Here is a 20,993-nt window from a genome sequence, read left to right on the forward strand (position 1 = left end):
AAGGTCCACTGTCATGGCGGGCACTTCGGCGGGGTCGGATCTGCACCTCGATCTGGCGGCGTCGCGGGGGCGGAACGATCTGGTCCGGGCGTTGCACGAGTCGATCCGGAGCGGGCGGTTGCCGGCCGGGACCCGGTTGCCGTCGTCCCGGTCGCTCGCCAGGGACCTCGGGATTGCCCGGAACACGGTGGCCGACGCGTACGGGCAACTCGTCGCCGAGGGGTGGCTGACCGCGCGCCAGGGCTCCGGCACGGTGGTCGCCAACCGCGCGAGCACTCCCCCGGACGCAGTACCCCCGCTCTCGCCGTCGTTGTCCGCGGCAAAGAACTACCGGTACGACCTGACGCCGGGCGCACCCGACCTGTCCAGGTTCCCACGCAGTGAATGGCTGGCCGCCGCCCGGAAGGCGTTGCCGTCGGCACCCAACGAGGCGTTCGGGTACGGCGATCCGCGCGGCCGGATCGAGTTGCGCCGCCAGCTCGCCGACTACCTCGCCCGGGCCCGCGGGGTCCGGGCCGATCCGGAACGGATCCTGATCTGCTCGGGCTACGTGCAGGCGTTGAGCCTGCTCGGCGAGGTGCTGACGTCGCAGGGTGGTACGACGGTGTCGGTCGAGGAGTTCGGGTACGCCCTGCACCTGGACGTGATCCGGTCGCGCGGGCTCGAGCCGGTGCCGGTCCCGGTCGACGAGTTGGGCGCGCAGGTGACCGGGCTGTCGGGGCAGGCTGCGCTGCTGACGCCGGCCCACCAGATGCCGACGGGTGTGCCGCTCGCTCCTGAGCGTCGTACGGCGGCTGTCGAATGGGCCCGCGATGCCGGTGCGGTGCTGATCGAGGACGACTACGACGGTGAGTTCCGGTACGACCGGCAAGCCGTGGGTGCCTTGCAGGCGCTGGATCCCGAGCGGGTCGTGTACACGGGCACGGCGAGCAAGAGCCTCGCGCCCGGGCTGCGGCTCGCGTGGATGGTGTTGCCACAGGCGATGATCGAGCCGGTGATCGCGGCCAAGCGGACCGCGGACCACCAGACCGCGACGCTGGACCAGTTGGTCCTCGCCGAGTTCATTGCCTCGGGTCACTACGACCGGCACATACGGCGCTCGCGCCTGCACTACCGGCGGCGCCGCGACCGCCTGGTCGAACTGCTGGCGGTCCGCGCACCCGAGGTCAAGGTGGCCGGGATCTCGGCCGGTTTGCACGTCCTCCTCGAGGTCCATGGCGACGCCGAGGAGATCGTCGCCCGGGCCGCCCGTCAGGGCCTCGGCCTCACCACCCTCGGCAACTACCACTTCGACCCGACCCCGGCGACCCGCCAGGCGGTCATCGTCGGTTACGGCACCCCGCCCGACCACGCGTTCCCGGGTGCACTGGATCTCCTCTGTCAGGTCCTCGGCGTCTGACCGTCGGCTGAGCCGGCGGCGTCGTCGTCGGAGTCGGGCTCCGCGAGGCGGAGGCCTTCGCCTCGGACGGTGAGGAGAAAACGAGGGTGCGAGGGGTCCTTCTCCAGAAGGTGGCGTAGCCGGCGGACGTGGGCATCGAGGCGGTCACCCGTTCGGTCGAAGGTGTCGCCGAAGACCCTGGCCGCGATCTGCTGCCGGGTGACGACCTCGCCGCCGGCGGCGACGAGCAGGGAGAGCAGGCGCAGTTGGATCGGTGAGAGCGCGAGGGGCCGCCCGTGCCAGGAGGCGGTGAACAGCCGTGGCTGGATCTCGAGCGGACCCCACACCAGCGTCCGGCCCCGGCCGGCTCGCATCATCAGGTCGCGAACGGTGAGTGCGGTCTGGATCTCGGCCTGGCCCTGGCACAGCCATCGGCTGAGCAGGGGCCAGTCCGGCTCGACCAGCCGTAACTCGGCGTAGTTGTCCTCGACCTGGAGCAGGCCGTCGACGTCGGAGTCGGCCAGCCGCTCGGCGTGGTCGGCGTCGACCGCGAGCATCGGCACCAGGCCGACCAGCCCGAGTGACACGACGAGCCGCCAGCCTTCCTCGGGCTGCTCGTGGCGGACGACCAGCCGGATGGCCTGCTCATGGTTGTGTCGGCGCATTCTCAGACACCCCCAGCGCCTGTACGGACGGAACCTCCCCCGAGGTTTACGCACCGCTCACCGTAGGTCTCTGTTGGGTCATGATCCAGATCTCGCGTGTCGGAGAGTTGCACGGAGTCCACGCTCCGCTGTCGGTACCTGTCGGCGAATTGCCGGATTGTGACGGCTGGTGGCGGCCCAGTGAAGGGAACCGCCCGGTGACGCGCGGCGAGGGGGATGGCCAGCCTGGGCTGATCTGCTCAGCGCCAAGAGGGGGCCGCGATGTACGCCGTGCGATGGAATCGGGTTCTGGTCGGCATGATCGTGGGAGCGCTCCTGGTCGGGTCGAGCTCCTTGCCCGTGCTCCCACGACCACCCGCGGCGTACGCGGCCGTGGCGGTGACGCTCGATGCCCCGGCGACCCGGCACAGCGACGGCGCCGAGCTCTCGTGGAGCCGCTTCGTCCCGGACACGACAACGGGCTTCACCAGCTACGAGGTCCACCGGTCGGCGACCGCCGGCTTCACGCCGTCGGCCGGCACTCTGCTGACCACGATCAGTGACATCGGGACCACGCGGTACCGTGACACGACGGCGAAAGCCGCTACGGCGTTCTCGTACAAGGTGAAGGTCGGCTCGCTGGTCTCGGCCGAGCAACGCGTGACCCTTCCGGTCAGTGGCAGGACCGACAAGACGCTCACCGCCCAGGCGTCGTACGTCGCCCAGGACACGACGACTCCGGTCACCTGCTACAACGACTACAACTACGGCGGCGCAAGCTGGTTGCGGATCGGTCCGGCGACCAACGGCGTGGTGCACCGGCCGGTGCTGCGGTTCGACCTGCGGGACATCCCGCCGACGGCGACGGTGACCTCCGCCACCCTGTCACTCAACTACGCCGCGACTGCCAACAGCGCCGGTCAGCTCACCGTTCACCGGCTCAAGCAGCCGTGGACCGAAGGCACCGGCACCGGCCAGTGTGACGGGACCGGCGTGACCTGGAACGAGACGCAGAGCGGTGTGAAATGGGCTGCCGCCGGCAGCGCGTACGACCCCGCGGTCAACGCCTCGGTCGCGGCCAAGGCACGGACCACAGCGGGGACCGACAGCTTCGCCATCGGTGCGATGGTCCAGCGCTGGGTCTCCGGCACGCCGAACCACGGCTTGCTGCTGAAGGCCTCGACCGAGACGTTGCCCACCGCCCAGCAGTACTTCGACTATCGCAGCGACGACTACTCCGTGGCCGCCGAGCGTCCGCGTCTGATCCTCAGCTACACCGACGCCACGGCGCCGCGCCCGCCGCGTGCGGCCGTCGCGGAGCCCGCCTCCGGCCAACTCGTGTCCGGGACCGCCGCGGTCCTCACGGCGGCCGCGGGTGACGACCGCCGCGTGGACAAGGTCGAGTTCCTGGTGGACGGCGTGGTCGTCGCCACCGACACCGCGGCCCCGTGGACGACGACATGGAACTCCACCGGCGCGACCGCTGGCAGTCACACCCTGGCCGTCCGCGCGACCGACGACGCCGGCAACGTCACCACGTCACCGAACAGCTCGATGATCGTGGACAACTCGGCCGCACCGTCGGCCGCTTCCGTCACCTCGCCGGGCACCGGCGCATCGGTGAGCGGCACCGTCACGGTCAACGCGTCCGCCACCGACGACGTCGCCGTGACCAAGGTCGAATTCCTGGCCGACGACGAGGTGTTCGCCACCGACACCGTCGCGCCCTGGTCCGCGAGCTGGAACACCCTCGACACGTTGCGTACGGCGTACGACGGCTCGCACGCCCTCACCGTCCGCGCGTACGACGCCGCCGGCCGCGTGCGGGTGTCGACTGCGGCCGCCGTGACGGTGGCGAACACGGCGGGCACGGCGTACCAGGCGGGGTACGACCTGAACGTGCTCGGCAACGCCGACGATCCGTTTGCGATCCCGCCCACCATCCTGGGCAACGAACTCGCGGCGGGCGTGGACTCCGGCACTGCGACGAAGGACCTGGTGAGCGCACCGGTCGACAGCACCCAGGCGTACCAGTCCGAAACGGCGACGCAGTCCGCCGAGGACACGATCGTGGTGCCGCCGCCACCCGACATGGTGTCGGCGAACGCCTTCCAGGCCGACGTGACGGTGACCAACAACAGCACGGTGACCTGGCGCAACACCGGTAGCACCGACCTGCAGCTCTGGTACCGCTGGTACACCAACGACGGCGTCGTACTGTTCGAGGGCCCGGGGACGGACTACTTCCCGCAGACCGTTCAGCCGGGGCAGAGCAAGCGGATCCCGATCACCGTCGAACCCCCGGCCATCCCGCTGGGCACCGATCTGTCCCAGGTCCGGTTGCGGTTCGACATCTACGACCGGAACGCGACGACCCTGAACAAGTGGTACGCCGGCCGGGGCAACAAGCCGGTCGACCATCCGGTCATCGTGGAGAAGAACCTGGAAGGCGCGCTCGGCCTGGAGAAGTACTGGCAGTACGAGGGCGAGCCGGGCGGCGCCGGCCTGAACGTGCTCACCAACGTTGCCAACGGCAACATGCTGTGGCGCTGGTCACCGTTCTACGCGCCCGGCCGCGGCCTGGCCACGATGCTCGACCTGACCTACAACTCCCTCGAGGACCACTCCGAGTCGCCGGCCGGCAACAACGTCTCGCTGTCGATCTCCGGCCTGACCCGGTGGGGCTACGGTCTGGACATCCACCCGAACAACGCCGACCAGATCAGCGGGAAGTCCCGCAAGTACGTCGTCGTGACCGACGGCGACGGCACCACGCACGAGTTCAAGGGCACCACGAACGCCGACGGCACCACCACGTGGACCGAGCCGGCCGGAGTGAACCTGTACCTGCGGTCGACGACGGATCCGGTCAAGCACTGGGCGCTGACCCGGCCCGACAACGTGACGTTCTGGTTCGACGCCGACGGCTACCCGACGTACCTCACCGACCGCAACGGCAACCAGTTGCGGTTCGAGCTCCAGGACACGCCGCCCGGTGAGGACCCGGGCGGGCCGAAGCGGCGGATCGTCAAGGTCCACGACGCGGCCGGCCGGTTCTTCGAGGTCGACTACTACAGCAAGGCGGAGGCGAAGAAGGCGCACGTCCGCGGCAAGATCCAGCGCATCCTCGACCACTCGCGTTCGGCGCTGGACTTCGAGTACTACGACGACGGAAACCTGCTGCGGATCACCCAGCGCGGTGGCCTGCAGGCCAACGGCACGCGGCTCGCGGACCGATCGTTCGTCTTCACCTACACGGTCCCGAACGGCACCGGCCCGGCGATCCCGGACGCCGCGGCCCGAGTCAACCCGGACCCGCACACGCCGAGCCAGTCGACCCGCCTGTTCAGCATCGGCGACCCGCGCGGCGCCGAGACCACCTTCGCCTATTACGGTCCGTCCGAGGGCGCGCACCTGCGCTGGAAGCTGAAGAGCCGGACAAACCGGTCCGGCAAGACGACCACGTTCGCCTACAACATCACCAGCCGCGTCACCACCGTCAACGCGCCGCTGAGCCGGGACACCGACTACGCCTACGACACGCTCGGCCGGGTCACCACGATGACCAACCCGAACGAGGAGACCACGGCGCTGCAGTGGACCACCGACAACCAGGTGGCCCGGGTGACCGAGCCGACCGGCGCCTATCGCGCCTTCACGTACGACCACAACGGTTACCTGCGCACCCAACGAGACCAGGTGGGCGCTGTCACCACCCTCGAGTACCAGTACCGGGCCCTGGACGCCCGGGACACCGCCGGGCACTGGGGTGTGCTCACCAAGAACATCCCGCCGAAGGGCGTCAGCCACCAGACCACCTGGACACCGGATGCGGCCGGCAACCCGGTGACGATGCGGGACCCGGCCGGTTTCGAGACCCACTACACCTGGAACCTGGCCGGCTCCACCGCGCCCGGCACGGTGGCGCGCATCGACCGTCCACGCGGCGGGCCGATCACCTACCAGTACGACGCGTCCGGCCAGCCGAGCCGGATCGACGAGGCCGGCATCCGCGTTACCACAATGGGATACGACGCGGACGGCCAGCTGGTGTGGGTCCAGGACCCGAACCACCAGGGCGACAGTGGTGCCGACGTCCGGGCGTACCGCTCGTACTTCGACTACGACGCCTTCCACCGGCTGGGCCGGCAGAGCGCCCCGAAGTCCACCTCCACCGACCGCGGCAAGCTGGTCTGGTCCTCGGCGGGGTTCGATGCCAACGACAACATTGTTCGCCAGGTCGATCCGCACTACGGCGGCGTCCTGGACGACGACGAGAGCGCCGGCGTCCGGACCGCGTCGTACGATCCGATGGACCGCCTGCTGTCGCAGGTGAACCCGGACAAGTCGGTGGACCCGCTCGGCGAGCGGACCGAGTACCGGTACGACGACGCCGGCCGGATGGTGGAGACCACCAAGCCGAAGGGCGTGCTCACCGACGAGGCGACCAGTCCGCTCGACCACTCCACCGTGTACGCGTACGACGTACTGGACCGGGTGGTTCGGCAGACCGACCACGGCGTGTCCACCGACGTGCCGCGCAACACCTGGTTGTGTTACGACCTGGCCGGCGACCTGAGGTCGGTGACCTCGCCGCGAGCGGGTCTGAGCAGCCTCACCTGCCCGGCGGCGGCCGCGCAGCCGTTCACCAGCCGCTACACGTACGACGCCGCCCACCGGCGGGTCACCGAGACCGATCCTCTCGGCCACCAGACCCGGACCGCGTTCGACCTGCATGGCAACGTGACCGGGCGCGAGCGCGACATCGAGAGCGGCCGGGTCCAGAAGACCACGACGACGTACGACGTCCGCGACCTGCCGGTCCGGGCGGATCAGAACCTCGACGCCGCCAACGGCAAGACGATCACGTCGCTGACCTTCTACGACGCCAACCGGAACAAGACCAAGACCGTGTCGCCGCGCGCCTTCGACGCGGCCGGACGGCCGGCGTCGTACACCGAGGCGACGTTCTCGCAGTTCGTCACCAGCCACGAGTACGACCCCGTGGACCGGATGGTGAGGACAGTCCAGCCGTTCTCCACCGCGGAGCCGGAGCGGCAGTACGTGCACGTCGCCTACGACGCGAACGGGAACATCCTGTGGCAGTCGTTCCCGGTCGTCACCGCTGATCCCAGCCAGGTGCGCGACAGCGCGAAGACCACGATGACCTATTTCGACCCGGGCTGGATCCGCACCACGAAACGGCCGACCGACCCGCAGGAGGTCTACGACTACGTCGCCCAGGGCTGGCAGCAGGTCATGACGCCGGACGTGAAGGGCAAGCCGGGCACGCCGAACACCGAGCGCCAGATGCGCTGGGACCACTTCCTGGACGGCATGCTGAAGACCCGGACCGACCGGGACGGCAACGACAGCACGTACAGCTACGACGCGAACAACAACATCACCCGGGCCCTGGACGCCTCCGGTGTCAGCGACGCGAACGATCTGCCGGTCGAGACGCAGGCGACCTGGACCGGTTTCGACCAGCCGGGCAAGGTCCGGCACCGCAAGGAGAACGCCGCCACCTGGAAGTTCAGCCGGTACACCTACGACCCGAACGGCAACGTCACCGAGCGCCTCGAGAACGGTGAGGAGAGCGCCTCGACCGGTGCGGAGTCGAAGCGGCCGCGGCAGCATCTGCTGACCTACGACGGCGCCGACTGGCTGGCGGAGCAGCGGGACCTCGGCACCGACGACCAGTGCAAGGACGACCAGCGCGTCGTGAACACGTACTGGGCCACGGGCTGGGAGAAGCAGCGCGACATCTTCCGGGCCAAGGACGGCTGCACGGCCGACGTGTCGACCTGGAAGCAGCGCCAGCGCACGACCTGGCGGCACTTCGACAACGGCAAACTGCAGGACCTGAAGACCCACGCGTACAACGACGACGGCACCAGCCGGGTGACCGAGTCGCACGACATCGGCTACCACGAAGGCACCCGCTACGAGAACGGCAACCGGACGACCGACCGGTTCATCCTGGAGCGGGCCGAGGCCAAGAGCGGTGTCACCACGTGCGTCGGCACCACTCCGTGCCTGGCGGACTGGGACTACGACCCGCGCGGCAAGGTGGTCAAGCACCAGAAGAAGGAGAACAACGTCGCCCGCTACACCCTGGACCAGCCGGGCATGCTGCTGACCGACGACACGATCCGGGCCGGCAACGTCACCACCGAACAGGACGACGGCGACACCGTCAGCAAGTTCTACGAGTCGAACCAGCTCAAGAAGCTTCAGGTCGGCGGCAGCACGTCGTCGGCGGACTTCCGGTACGACGACTACGGCAACGTCGACTGCGTCACCCTCGGCGCGCAGGCCAGCTGCCCCAACGGCGGCTCGACGATGATCACCGACTACAGCTACGACCCGCTGAACCGGCTGTCCACGCAGCGGCAGTACTCCGGCGGCTCGGTATCGGACTCGGCCGAGTACACCTACGACGCCCTCGACCGGGTGACGCGGGAGAAGGAGACCCACTCCGGCGACGCCGCGAACTCGCGGACCACCGACTTCTCCTTCGAGGGCCTGACCAACAACGTCACGGAGGAGAAGCAGACCGGCGGCACCAACCCGAAGACGAAGACGTTCTCGTACGACGCGTTCGGCCACCGGATCTCGATGACCGACACCGTCAACGGGTCGACCCAGACCGACACGTTCACCTACTCCTACGACGTCCACGGCTCGGTCAGCCAGCTGATCGACAGCTCCGGCAAGGTGCGGGCGTCGTACGGGTACGACGCGTACGGCGGCCAGGACTCGCCGGACGACGACGCCCAGGGGCTCACCACCGGTGACCTCAACGACAAGGCGCCGCTGAACCCGTACCGCTACTCCGGACGCAGGCTGGACTCGGGATCCGCGACCGCCACGAAGCCGGCCACGAGCATGGACATGGGCGCCCGCCGGTACGGCGTCGACACCGGGCGGTTCCTGCAGGAGGACATGTTCGGCAACGCCCTCGGTGACCTGCGGCTGACGCTGGACCCGCTGAGCGGCAACCGCTACGCACTGGCGGCCGGCAACCCGGTCAGCTTCGTCGAGGTCGACGGTCACATGCTGATGGCCGACGGCGGCGGTGGCGGCACGTCCGATCCGACCACCGGCGACGACTCCGGCGGTATCGGCAACATCGTGGAAGGCGTCGCCAACGTCGTCGACAAGGTGGCGACCCAGGTGGAGAACCTCGGCGAGCGGGCCCAGGAAGCGGGCCGGGACATCCGGACGATCTCCGCTGCCGTCAGCCGCCTCGGCAAGGAACTCGGGGACAACGTCGACGACCTGATGGACCGGCTGCCCGGTCTTCGCCGGTACGCCGACCGGGCCGAGGACGCCCTGCGCGCCGGTGCCTCCCAGGCCGCCGACAAGCTCCGCTCGTGGGGCCCGGCGATGGAACGCTGGGGCTCCAGGATCAAGAAGGCCGGGTTCATCGGCGGTCTGGCCGGCAACGCCCTGGACTTCACCGGCCAGGTGTTGCAGGGCAAGCCGGTGGGTGAGTCGCTGGTGCGCACCGGGGTCAAAGCCGGTGCCCAGGCCGCCGGCGGCTGGGCGGGCGGCGCCCTTGGTGCCGCTGCCGGAGGCGTCTGCGGTCCCGCCGCGGCCGTCTGCAGTCCGATCTTCGCGGCCGGAGGCGCCGCAGCCGGCGCCTGGGTGGGTGAGAAGGTCGGTGGCTACATCGGCGACGTCATCTACGAAGGCGGGTTCGACAAGGTGGGTGAGGACGTGTCGAATCTCGCCGGAGATGTGGCCGAGGGAGTCGGTAATGTAGGTGAATCCATCAGTAGCGGGGTGGAGGACGCATGGAACTCGGTCTTCTGAGCTCCGGCCGGTCGGAGGTGACCTGATGTACTGGCTCCGGTGGTTCGGTTTCTCGATGCTCGGCATCGCCATCGCGGCTCTGCTGGTCATCCCCTGGCTGCGGGCCAACGGGCGAGCCGACGAGACCGGTGACGCGATCATCGGCTCGCTCGTGGCCGGCGGCATCGCCGCCGCCTGCCTGCTGTGGCGCCGCGATCGGCCGTCGTAGCGAGGGCGGGATGTTCGGGATTCAGCGCTACGCCCGTCCGCGTGGCCAGGGCCGTGATGCCTGGCCGCGCGGAGCCGTGCCCGGTTCGCTGCTGATCGCCCTCGCCGCCGTCGTCGTCTGCCTCTGGGCGCTCGGCCGGGCCGCACAGCGGAGTCCGGCCGCGGTCTCGGTGTGGATCGCGCTCGGCGGTGCAGTCGCCGGCCTGTTCGCCGGCTATCTGGCGATCCGGGCGGTCACGAACCGCTGGCTGGCCGGAGACCGGGAGGAGGGATTCGCGGCGAAGGCCGTGCTGCTGTCACTGGCGGTCGCGATTCCGCTGGCGGTGCTCGGACTCGTGCCGGCGACCCGGCCGTACGCCGTCGCGGCGTTCGCCGGCGGGACCGTCGGGCTCATGCTCGGCAACCTGCACGCCATCTACCGGAGCACCCGTCCCCGCAACAGCGGTTGAGTCAGGGGCCCCGATCAGTTGACGGCGGCGGCCAGTGCCTGGATGTCGGCCGGACCGACCCGGCAGCAGCCGCCGACGTACGACGCTCCGGCCTCCACCCACCCTGACGCGAGCGTGCCGGGGTTGGTGGCGTCGCCGGTCCAGCGGCGGCCGCCGGCGTCCCAGGTCTCACCGCTGTTGGGATAGGCGACGGCGGGTTTGCCGGTGACGGCGACCGCGGTTTCGACCGCGGCCCGGACGTCGCCGGGGGCGCAGCAGTTGATGCCGACAGCAACCACCTGGTCGACCGCGGCGACTGCGAAGGCGTCGGTGAGAGGTTGACCCGCCCGGGTGTGCGAGCCGGTGATCGAGTAGGAGAACCAGGCCGGGAAGTCCAATTCGCGCAGCAGTTCCGCAAGCACGACCGCTTCGTCCACATCGGGGATGGTCTCGACCGCCAGCAGGTCAGGGCCGGCCTTGATCAGCAGCTCCAGCCGGGGCCCGTGGAAGTCACGCAATGCCGTCGCACTCACGCCGTACAGGCCGCGATACTCCGATCCGTCCGCGAGCACAGCGCCGTACGGCCCGACCGACGCCGCGACCAACCGCTGCCGTCCGTCGGTCAGCGAGTCCCGGACCTCACGTGCGATCCGCACGCTGTCACCGATCAACCGCTCGGCCTCGACGCGATCGACCCCGGCACGCTCGAAGCCGGCGACACTCGCCTGGTAGCTGGCCGTCGTCGCGACCATCGCGCCGGCTTCGTAGTACGCCCGATGCACCGCGGCGATCTCGTCCGGAGCGTCCTTCAGCAAGCGCGCGGACCAGAGCTCGTCGGACAGGTCGTGCCCGCGGTCCTCGAGCGCGTTCGACAGACCGCCGTCGAGAACGATCGGCCGCTCAGATGCCATGGATCAGCTCGAAGACCTCGTTGGCGCAGCCCCAGGACAGCGTCACACCGGAGCCGCCGTGGCCGTAGCAGTGGATCACCGGTTCGCCGGTGGTGGTGCGGACGAGCTCGCAGCGGATGGACGGCCGGGCCGGGCGGAGGCCGACGCGGTGGCGCAGCACCTCGGCCTTACGCAGTTGCGGAACCAGCTCGGCCGCGCGGGTGAGGATCTGGTCCGCGGTGGCCGGGTCGACGGCGAGGTTCCAGTTCCCGGGCTCACTGGTACCGCCGACGACGATGTCGTTCTCCCGCGGGATCACGTAGGTGAGGTCGTCGGGCGCACGGTCGGCGATGAGCCATTCGGTCACCCCGCACTGGGCGACGGTCATCACCTGGCCGCGTACCGGGATGACGGTCGGGTCGGCGGCGGTCAGCCGGGCGCCGAGGCCGGTGCAGTTGACGACCACGTCGGCCGTGGTCGGCAGTGCCGACAGGGCCGCCCGGGTCAGGGTGCCGCCGGCGTGCTCGAGCCGCTTGACCAGGAACCGCAGGTAGTCCGGCATCTCGACCACCGGCGCGGTGAACGCCCAGCCGTCCTCGAAGCCGGCCGGCGGCGAGGCGACCCTGGTCAGATCCGGCAGTACGTCGGCCCAGCGCGGATCCGGCGTCCGGTGCACCAGGAACTCGCGTCCGTGCCGCATCCGCACCGACGGCTCGATCTCGGCCAGCTTGGCGAACTCGTCGTACGACGTCCTGGACCAGGCCGCGACACGGTCCTCGGGGGCGGACAGGTACGGGTACCAGATGGCGGCCGCGACCGCCGAGGTCGTCTCCAACGGCAGGTCGCGGGCGAACACGGCGACGTCGTACCCGCCCTCGGCCAGCCGGACAGCACAGCTCAGCCCGATCACGCCCGCACCGACCACGATCACGCGCATTCACTCATTGTGACCCGCGGGTGGTCGTCGCGCCACGGTGACCTCAGCGCAGGTCGACTGCCAGCGAGTAGAAGCGGGTGATCTGGCTGGCGCCGTTGTTGTCGTCGGACAGCAGGTAGAGCTGACGCCGGCCGCCGGGCAGGTGCCCGCCGAGCGCGAGGGCTTCCACGTTGTCGAGCAGCGGGTTCGGCTGCGGCTGCTTCGCCACGGCACCCGACGGCGGGCAGTTCACCAGGTCGAACAGGAGCTTCTTCTGCAGGAACACCGTGTCCGGCGCGTCGGCCAGCGACGTACGCGCGGTGACGTCGGCGGCCCGGCGCAGCGACACCGTGAACACGCGGATCGTGTTTCCGACACCCGGGACGAACGTGCGCTCCATCGACAGCAGTTCGTCCCGGTCCACCACGGCCAACTCGACCAGGGACAGACCCGGATCCGTCTTGTAGGCGTACTGCGCGACCGGCTCGTAGTCGCGGCCCGGCAGACCGGCGTACCGGATGATCCGGTTCCGGGACCGTCCGTCGGCGTCCGTGCCGTCGGGTGCAAGCGGGCCTTCCATCCCGGCGAACAGCGACAGGCCGTCCCGGCTGACCGCGAGCGACTCGAAGGTCGCGTTGTTGGTCGCCTCGCCGGCCGGCGCGACCTGGAAGCGGGCGGGCACCGGCAACGAGCCGGTCTGCAACCCGTCCGACAGCCGGAACCGCCGGATCGACGGCTCCCGCTCGGACGTCGTCAGGATCGTCCGCTCGCCGCGCTCGACGACCAGTCCTTCGCCGTCGAAGTCAGCACCGGTGTACGGCGTACCGTCCGGCCGCCGCAGGATCGTCATCCCGTCGACGCTCACCGTCGGCGTGCTGGAGATCCTCAGGTCGAAGACCCGGGCCGGCGTGCTCGCGACGTTGTCGACCAACGCCACGGCGCTGTTGCGACCGGTCACGTCCAGCGCGGACAGCCCGGCCACGCGTTGTCCCTCGAACTCCGTCTTGTCCAGCCCGTCGCTGAACCCGAGGAACCGTGCGTCCGGCGAGCAGTCGCCGCCGGTGTGACCGGCAGGCGTCGCCGAGGCGGTCAGCGTGGTGGTGAGAGCGGTCAGGACAACAGCAGCGGCGAGCGGCTTCTGCCAGCGCATGACATTCCTCCGGCGAGGTCTGGGCGACTGCAACCGATCGAAACCTACCCCGGGCAACACCAGGTGAACATCAGCGCACCAGACAGGGCCGCTTCGGGTCGAAGACCCAGTCCTTGATCAGGTACTGCATCGCCACCGCGTCGTCCCGGCTCCCGAGCCCCTTGGACAGATAGAGCTCGTGCGCGGCCTGCAAGGCGTCGCGATCCAGTTCGACGCCGAGCCCAGGAGCAGTCGGTACGGCGATCGCGCCGTCGACGATCCGCAGTGGCTCCTTGGTCAGCGCCTGGCCGTCCTGCCAGATCCAGTGCGTGTCCAGCGCGGTGATCTCGCCCGGCGCGGCCGCGCCGACGTGCGTGAACATCGCCAGCGAGATGTCGAAGTGGTTGTTCGAGTGCGAACCCCAGGTCAGCCCGAAGTCGTTGCACAACTGCGCGACCCGCACCGACCCGGCCATCGTCCAGAAGTGCGGATCCGCCAGCGGGATGTCGACCGCGCCGGCCCGGACCGCGTGGGCGAGTTCGCGCCAATCGGTCGCGATCATGTTGGTCGCCGTCCGCAGGCCCGTCGCCCGGCGGAACTCCGCCATCGTCTCCCGGCCGGAGAATCCCGGCTCGGCGCCACACGGGTCCTCGACATATGCGAGGACGCCGCCCAGACCCGAGCACAGCGCGATCGCCTCGCGCACCGGCCACGCGCCGTTCGGATCGACCGTGATCCGCGCCGACGGGAACCGCCTGGCCAGAGCGGTCACCGCCTCGATCTCCGCCGTACCGTCGAACACTCCACCCTTCAGCTTGAAGTCGGTGAACCCGTACCGCTCCTGGGCCGCCTCGGCCAACGCCACCACCGCGTCCGGCGTCAACGCCGGCTGCCGCCGCAACGCCGACCACCGATCGCCGAACCCGTCACCGGTCAGATAGGGCAGATCAGTGCGCTGGACATCACCCACGTAGAACAGGTAGCCGAGCACTGGCACCGTGTCTCGTTGCTGACCGTCGCCCAGCAGCTCCGCAACCGGTACGCCGAGATGTTGTCCCAGCAAGTCGAGCAGAGCCGACTCGAGGCCGGTCACCGCGTGGACGGTCGTCCGCAGGTCGAATGTCTGGAGACCGCGACCACCCGCGTCCCGGTGGGAGAAGGCGGCAGCGACGGACCGGAGGAGCTGGCGGTAGCGCACGAGCTCGTGCCCGACGACGAGCTCGGCAGCTTCCCGGATGGTCCCGGCGATGCTCTCGCCGCCCGGAACCTCGCCCAGGCCGGTGTTCCCCGAGCTGTCGGTCACGATGACCACGTTGCGCGTGAAGAACGGCCCGTGCGCACCGCTCAGGTTGAGCAGCATGCTGTCATACCCGGCCACCGGCACGACCTCGACGGACGCGATGGTCGGCGTCATTTGATCCTGCCGATCAGCTCGGTGAGCTGGGCGAGTTCGTCCTCGGTGAGGTCCTGCAGGGGTGGGCGGACCGGGCCCGCGGAGCGGCCGATCGCGGTCACGCCGGCCTTCACGATCGAGACGGCGTACCCCTTCGTCCGGTCCCGGATGTCCAGGTAGGGAAGGACGAACTCGTTCAGCTTGCGGTACACGGACTCGCGGTCCTGCGCGAGCACGTCGGCGTAGAAGCCGAGGGCGAACTCGGGGACGAAGTTGAAGATCGCCGACGAGTAGGTGCTGACGCCGAGTTGGAGCAGCGGCAGCGCGAAGGTCTCCGCGGTCGGCAGGCCGCCGATGTAGGTGAGCCGGTCGCCGAGGCGGGCGTAGGTGCGGGTCATCATTTCGATGTTCCCGACGCCGTCCTTGAGGCAGACCAGGTTGGCGTTGCGGTCGGCGAGTTCGGCGACGGAGACGTCGGTGAGGATCGCGTTGGCGCGGCTGTAGACGGTCACGCCGAGCGACGTACTGCGGCAGACGGCGGACACATGCTCGATCAGGCCACGCTGGCCCGCCTCGGTCAGGTACGGCGGCAGCAGCAGTACCCCGTCGGCACCGGCGGCCTCGGCGGCCTGAGCCTGAGCGATCGCGGTCCGGGTCCCGCCGGTGGCCGGGGCGATGACCGGTAGCTTGCCGTCGACCTCGGAGACCGCCGTGCGTACGACGGTGTCGATCTCGGCCGCGGTCAGGGAGAAGCCCTCACCGGTCCCGCCCGCGGCGAACAGGCCGGCCACGTCGTACTGGCTCAACCAGGCTAGGTGCTCGCGGTACCCCTGCTCGTTGAAGCTGAGGTCCGCGTGGAAGTGGGTGACGGGGAAGGACAGCAGTCCCGTCTTGAGCTGGGCGGCGAGGTCGGCGGGGGAGTAATGGGTCACGCCCGTCAGCGTAGGAACGGCGGTGGATACCTGTCCAAGATCATTCGTGGATCTCATGATGCTTGGGGAGCATCGTCAAGACGCGCTGAAGGACCGGGTTGGTTGATTCGCGGTGCCAGATCGCGTGGAGTTCGACAGGCTCACCCGGTACGTCGAGATCGCAGTACGCCACGCCCTCGACGCCGAGACCGCGTGCCGACGCGGGGACGAACGCCACCCCGCGACCGGTCGCAACCAGCAGGATCACGGTGAGGATCTGTTGAACCCGCTGCTCGATCCGGGGATGGGAGGCGCCGAGGAACCCGACCGTGAGGTCATGAAAGTAGCGGGCCTGCCTGGGGGAGTAGCCGATCACTTTCTCGTCCGCGAAATCGGCAGGCGCCAACGGACGGCCGAGCGTCGCGAGCCGATGGTTGCCCGGCACAACGGCACACAGCGGCTCGCGGAACACCACCCGCGACTCGAGCATCCGAGCGTCGAACGGCGGCCGGCCCAGACCGAGGTCCAGTTCACCGCGCAGCAGACCCTCGAGCTGTGCGGCCGTCACCCGCTCGTGCAGGATCACGTCGACACCGGGCAACTCCTCGGACATCCGGCGCAGCAACGGGCCGAGGGTCCGGATCGCCGACGTGGCGGTGAAGCCGAGGCGCAGCGTCCCGGCCGCGCCCTGGTCGATCCGGCGGGCCAGGTCGCCCGCGGTCCCGACCAGCGTGAGCAGCCGGCGGGCCTCGGTCAGGAACGCCCGGCCCGCCTCGGTCAGCACCACCCGGCGGTTGTCGCGCTCGAGCAACCGGACCCCGACCGCCCGCTCCAGCTTCTGCACCTGCCGGCTCAGCGGCGGCTGCGTCATGTTCAGCCGCTCGGCGGCCCGCCCGAAGTGCAACTCCTCGGCGACGGCGACGAAGGCGCTCAGTTGGTCGAGCGAGAACGAACGGTCGTGGGCGGGCGTCATCAGGTGCCCGGTTCCGTCAGGCGGTGCCGGGTGTTCGACAGGTGCACGCGCGCCGCGGCCCGCGCCGCCTCGGGATCGGAACGGGCGATCGCGTCGTGGATGTTCTGGTGCTCGAGCACCACCCGGGTCAGGTGAGTCGCGTCCGACATCTCGTACGCCGAATCGAGGCGGGTGCGCGGCAGCATGATCATCATCGGGCCGAGCGAGTCGATCAGGTCGGTGTAGAAGCGGTTCCCGGACGCGGCCGCGATCTTGCGGTGGAACGCGAAGTCCGCCTCGACCGACCGGGCCGGGTCGTCCCCGATCCGCCGGAAGTCGTCCAGCGCCCGCTCGATCGCCTTCAGCTGACGGTCGGTACGACGTACCGCCGCCAGCCCGGCCGCCTCACTCTCCACTCCGATGCGGAACTCGAGCAGCTCCAGCACGTCCCGATGCGACCGTACCTCCCGCAGAGCGAGGTGGTCCGTTGCCTGAGGCACCTCCAGGACGAACGAGCCACGCCCCTGGAACGTCTCCACCAACCCGGCAGCCTGCAACCGTGACACAGCCTCCCGTACCACCGTCCGGCTGACCCCGAATTCCTCGACCAAGGAGCTCTCGGTCGGCAGCCGGTCTCCCGGGGCGATCTCGCCGCTGAGGATCCGGTCCTTCAGCCGCTCGACCAGCTCATGCGCAAGCCCTCGCCGGGCGTCGCGATCCAGCCCCTCCGGCGCGTTCACCGGGTGCCGAACTCGCAGGCGTCGACCGTCCAGGCGGCGCACCGGTCGGACGTGGTGAAGCCGAGGCCTGGGCGGTCGGGCACGAGCATCCGCCCGTCCAGCGTCTCGAGGCGTTCGTTGAACAGCGGGTCGAGCCATTCGAAGTGCTCGACCCAGGGCTCGCGCGGGTACGCCGCGGCCAGGTGGAGGTGGATCTCCATTGCGAAGTGAGGGGCCAACTGGAGTCCGTTGTGGTCGGCGAGCGCGGCCAGGCGGAGGAACGGGGTGATGCCGCCGATCCGGGGCGCGTCCGGCTGGATGATGTCCGCGGCCCGCGCCTCGATCATGCGGACGTGTTCGGTGACGCTGGACAGCATCTCGCCGGTGGCGATCGGGGTGTCGAGTGCGGCCGCCAGTTGCGCGTGCCCTTCGGCGTCGTACGCATCCAGCGGCTCCTCGATCCAGACCAGGCCGAACTCCTCCAGCACCCGCCCGAACCGCAGTGCCGTCGGCCGGTCCCACTGCTGGTTGGCGTCGACCATCAGCGGTACGTCGTCGCCGAGGTGCTCGCGGACGGCCCGGACCCGTTCCAGGTCGATCCGGGTGTCGGGCTGGCCGACCTTGATCTTGATGCCGCCGATGCCGTCCGCCAATGACTTGGCCGCGCGTTCCTTGACCTCCTCGATCGGCGCGTGCAGGAACCCGCCGGAGGTGTTGTACGCGCGGACCGAGTCGCGATGCGCGCCGAGCAGTTTGGCCAGCGGCAGATTCGCCCGCTTCGCCTTCAGATCCCACAGCGCGATGTCGATCGCCGCGATCGCCTGGGTGGCCACCCCGGACCGGCCGACCGACGCACCGGCCCACAGCAACTTGTCGTACACCTTGCCGATGTCCGACGGGTCCTCGCCGATCAGGTTCGCGGCGATCTCCTTGGCGTGCGCGTACTGCGCCGGCCCGCCGGCCCGTTTCGCATAGCTGAAGCCGATCCCGTGCCGGTCCTGCGACGTCGCGATCTCGGCGAACAGCAGCACGATCTCGGTCATCGGCCGCTGCCGGCCGGTCAGCACCTTGGCGTCGCTGATCGGCCGTTCGAGCGGCAGCACGACGGACGAGAGACGGACATGGCGGATCTGGTCGCTCGGCATCCAGTCATCATACAAGTCATAAACCTGTATGACGACTGCCCGGGCGACCGGATCCGCCCGCGGGGTCCTACTCGACGGTGACCGACTTGGCCAGGTTGCGCGGCTTGTCCACGTCGTGGCCGAGGGCAACGGCCGCGTAGTACGCGATGATCTGCAGCGGGATGGTGAGCAGGATCGGGTCCAGCTCCGGCTCGTTCTTCGGTACGACGATCTTCGCCGCCACCCCGTCCGGGATCTCCACGCCCGGGTGCGTCACGACGTACAGCGGACCGGACCGGGCGCCGATCTCGTGCAGCGCGCCGATGTTGCGGTCCAGCAACTCGTCGTCGGGGACGATCGCGACACTCGGCACGTCCGGCGAGATCAGCGCCAGCGGGCCGTGCTTCAGCTCCGAGGTCTGGTACGCCTCGGCGTGCCGGTAGGAGATCTCCTTCAGCTTCTGCGCGCCCTCGCGGGCCACCGGGTAGCCGCGGGTCCGGCCGACGAAGAACAGGCTCTCGTGCTGGGCCAGCCGGCCGGCGATCTTGGCCAGTTCCTCCTCCTGGGCGACGATCTCGGCGATCTGCCCGGGGATCTTCTTCAGGCCCTCGATCAGCCGGCGGCCGTCGGCGGGGGAGACGTCGCGGATCCGGCCGAGGTGGATGCCGAGCATCGCGAACGCGACCGCCATGTTGGTCAGCGCCTTGGTGGACGCCACCGAGACCTCGGGGCCGGCGTGCAGGTAGACACCGCCGTCCACCTCACGGGCGATGCTGGAGCCGACCGCGTTGACCAGGCCGATCACCCGGCCGCCCTTGCGCTTCAGCTCCTGGACCGCGACCAGGGTGTCCAGCGTCTCGCCGGACTGACTCACGGCGATGTACAGGGTGTCCCGCTCGACCACCGGGTTGCGGTAGCGGAACTCCGAGGCCGGCTCGGCGTCGGCGGGGATCCGGGCCACCTCCTCGATGAACTGCGCGCCCATCTGGCCGGCGTAGTACGCCGAACCGCAGCCGAGGATCTTGACCCGCTTGATCTCCCGGGCCTCCCGCGCGTCCATGTTCAGGCCGCCCAGGTGGACGGTGTGGAAGCGCTCGTCCAGGCGGCCGCGGATCGCCCGGCCGACGGCGTCCGGCTGCTCGTGGATCTCCTTCATCATGAAGTGCTCGTGCAGGCCGCGCTCGTACTCGTCGGCCTCCCACTCGACCGTCTTGGCGGTCTTGGTGGTCGGCGACGCGTCCTGGGTGAAGGTGCGGTAGCCGTCGGCGCGGACGGTGGCCAGCTCGCCGTCGTCCAGGTAGACGACCTGGCGGGTGTAGCGGATCAGCGCGGCCGCGTCGGAGGCGACGTGCATCTCGCCGTCGCCGATGCCCAGGATCAGCGGGCTGCCGTTGCGGGCGACCACGATCCGGTCCGGGAAGTCCAGGTCTATCACGGCGATGCCGTAGGTGCCGTCGATCCGGCGCAGGCTGGCCAGCACCTTCTCCTCGAGCGTGTCGCCCTCGGCCTGCTCGATCAGGTGCGCGAGCACCTCGGTGTCGGTGTCCGAGCGCAGCTTGACGCCGGCGTCCTCCAGCTGGGCGCGCAGCGCGGCGGCGTTGTCGAAGATGCCGTTGTGCACGACGGCGATCCGCTCGTTGCCGCTCACGTGCGGGTGTGCGTTGTCCTTGCTCGGGCCGCCGTGGGTCGCCCACCGGGTGTGGCCGATGCCCAGCTTGCCGCCGAACCGCTTCGGCAGCGACGCCTCCAGCTCGCGGACCCGGCCGGCGTCCTTGTGTACCTTCAGCTCACTCGACCCCAGCACGGCGACACCCGCCGAGTCGTAGCCGCGGTACTCCAGTCGCGCCAGTCCGTCCACCAGGATGGGCGCGGCCGGCTTGGTGCCGACGTACCCGACGATTCCGCACATGTGTTCATGCCTTTCGGAGGTTGTCGTGGGAGGGGCCCGCCGCTCGGCGGGCGCACGGGATGGTCGCCGTCAGCCGTAGACGATCCGTCGCAGCTGGCGGGCGGAGAGTTCGGGTGAGCGGACCGGCCAGTGCCGGAGCTCGGTGCCGATGCGGGCGAAGATCTCGTCGTTGCGGGCGCCGTAGGTCTGCAGCTCGCGGTGCCGGCGCCGAACGTACTCCTCGGTCGTCTCGGTGAAATAGGCCAGGACGTCGGCGACCACGCGGCGCGCGTCGTCCGGCGGGAGGCCGGTGGTCCGGCTGATCTGTTCGGCGAGTTCGTCCACCGGACCCGCCGCCGCCTCACTGATCACCCGTCAACTGTGCAGTGTTTCCAGGGTCAACGCAAAGCATCTGCCCGAAATCGGGCAAATTTCACTGAATTGACAACGGGTGCCCACACCGGTGCCGGGCGTGGACCTTACTCCTGTCGTCCCACGTGAGGGAAATCCCCACGTCGGTGCGCCGGGTCTTGCCGGTTCACGGAGCCGGGCGTAGGACTGCCATGAACGGGGCGACCGTCGGGGGGGCCTGG

15 protein-coding genes are annotated in these 20,993 nt (G+C 69.8%); 4 read left to right on the forward strand and 11 right to left on the reverse strand.

Annotation, left to right across the window (positions count from 1 at the left end; genetic code table 11):
* Window positions 1–13: 13 nt before the first annotated feature.
* Window positions 14–1,399, forward strand: a complete 1,386-nt coding sequence (gene pdxR, locus ACYVOK_RS24370; RefSeq protein ID WP_460664844.1) for a MocR-like pyridoxine biosynthesis transcription factor PdxR — start codon at window positions 14–16, stop codon at window positions 1,397–1,399.
* On the opposite strand, the gene ACYVOK_RS24375 is transcribed toward pdxR, so the two are convergent.
* Window positions 1,381–2,043 carry a winged helix-turn-helix domain-containing protein gene (locus ACYVOK_RS24375; protein WP_460664845.1) on the reverse strand — a complete coding sequence of 221 codons (663 nt, stop codon included), beginning with the start codon at window positions 2,041–2,043 and terminating at the stop codon, window positions 1,381–1,383. The genes pdxR and ACYVOK_RS24375 overlap by 19 nt on opposite strands.
* 261 nt (window positions 2,044–2,304) lie before the next feature.
* On the opposite strand from ACYVOK_RS24375, the gene ACYVOK_RS24380 reads away from it, so the two are divergent.
* The 3 genes from ACYVOK_RS24380 to ACYVOK_RS24390 are packed head-to-tail and all read left to right on the forward strand — an operon-like array spanning window position 2,305 to window position 10,499.
* Entirely contained in the window at window positions 2,305–9,843 is a 7,539-nt protein-coding gene (locus tag ACYVOK_RS24380; RefSeq protein WP_460664846.1) for an Ig-like domain-containing protein, read from the forward strand.
* A gap of 25 nt (window positions 9,844–9,868) precedes the next feature.
* A complete protein-coding gene (locus tag ACYVOK_RS24385; protein WP_460664847.1) occupies window positions 9,869–10,051 on the forward strand; it encodes a hypothetical protein in 183 nt (60 codons plus the stop codon).
* A 10-nt stretch (window positions 10,052–10,061) separates the two neighbouring features.
* Window positions 10,062–10,499 (forward strand): hypothetical protein, encoded by a 438-nt coding sequence (locus ACYVOK_RS24390; RefSeq protein WP_460664848.1) that lies wholly within the window; start codon window positions 10,062–10,064, stop codon window positions 10,497–10,499.
* A gap of 14 nt (window positions 10,500–10,513) precedes the next feature.
* Here the strand turns inward: ACYVOK_RS24390 and mmuM are convergent, their stop codons facing one another.
* From mmuM to ACYVOK_RS24440, 10 genes are all read right to left on the reverse strand, one after another.
* Complete coding sequence (mmuM, locus tag ACYVOK_RS24395; protein ID WP_460664849.1) at window positions 10,514–11,389, reverse strand: homocysteine S-methyltransferase; 876 nt, start codon at window positions 11,387–11,389, stop codon at window positions 10,514–10,516.
* Window positions 11,379–12,305 carry an FAD-dependent oxidoreductase gene (locus tag ACYVOK_RS24400; protein WP_460664850.1) on the reverse strand — a complete coding sequence of 309 codons (927 nt, stop codon included), beginning with the start codon at window positions 12,303–12,305 and terminating at the stop codon, window positions 11,379–11,381. Before ACYVOK_RS24400 ends, mmuM begins: the two co-directional genes overlap by 11 nt.
* Before the next feature lie 43 nt (window positions 12,306–12,348).
* Window positions 12,349–13,434, reverse strand: coding sequence for an esterase-like activity of phytase family protein (locus tag ACYVOK_RS24405; RefSeq protein ID WP_460664851.1), 1,086 nt, complete (start codon window positions 13,432–13,434; stop codon window positions 12,349–12,351).
* Between the two features lie 70 nt (window positions 13,435–13,504).
* A complete protein-coding gene (locus ACYVOK_RS24410) occupies window positions 13,505–14,827 on the reverse strand; it encodes an enolase C-terminal domain-like protein (RefSeq protein ID WP_460664852.1) in 1,323 nt (440 codons plus the stop codon).
* Complete coding sequence (gene kdgD / locus ACYVOK_RS24415; RefSeq protein WP_460664853.1) at window positions 14,824–15,738, reverse strand: 5-dehydro-4-deoxyglucarate dehydratase; 915 nt, start codon at window positions 15,736–15,738, stop codon at window positions 14,824–14,826. The genes ACYVOK_RS24410 and kdgD overlap by 4 nt, the downstream gene beginning before the upstream one ends.
* Before the next feature lie 40 nt (window positions 15,739–15,778).
* On the reverse strand, window positions 15,779–16,690 hold the full coding sequence (locus ACYVOK_RS24420) for a LysR substrate-binding domain-containing protein (protein ID WP_460664854.1): 912 nt from the start codon (window positions 16,688–16,690) through the stop codon (window positions 15,779–15,781).
* Window positions 16,690–17,409, reverse strand: coding sequence for a FadR/GntR family transcriptional regulator (locus tag ACYVOK_RS24425; RefSeq protein WP_460664855.1), 720 nt, complete (start codon window positions 17,407–17,409; stop codon window positions 16,690–16,692). Before ACYVOK_RS24425 ends, ACYVOK_RS24420 begins: the two co-directional genes overlap by 1 nt.
* Window positions 17,406–18,533 carry an L-talarate/galactarate dehydratase gene (locus ACYVOK_RS24430; RefSeq protein WP_460664856.1) on the reverse strand — a complete coding sequence of 376 codons (1,128 nt, stop codon included), beginning with the start codon at window positions 18,531–18,533 and terminating at the stop codon, window positions 17,406–17,408. Before ACYVOK_RS24430 ends, ACYVOK_RS24425 begins: the two co-directional genes overlap by 4 nt.
* Window positions 18,534–18,600: 67 nt before the next feature.
* On the reverse strand, window positions 18,601–20,421 hold the full coding sequence (gene glmS, locus ACYVOK_RS24435; RefSeq protein WP_460664857.1) for a glutamine--fructose-6-phosphate transaminase (isomerizing): 1,821 nt from the start codon (window positions 20,419–20,421) through the stop codon (window positions 18,601–18,603).
* Window positions 20,422–20,490: 69 nt separating this feature from the next.
* A complete protein-coding gene (locus tag ACYVOK_RS24440; protein WP_460664858.1) occupies window positions 20,491–20,772 on the reverse strand; it encodes a hypothetical protein in 282 nt (93 codons plus the stop codon).
* Window positions 20,773–20,993: the final 221 nt, after the last annotated feature.

The sequence above is a fragment of the Kribbella swartbergensis genome (assembly GCF_054784135.1).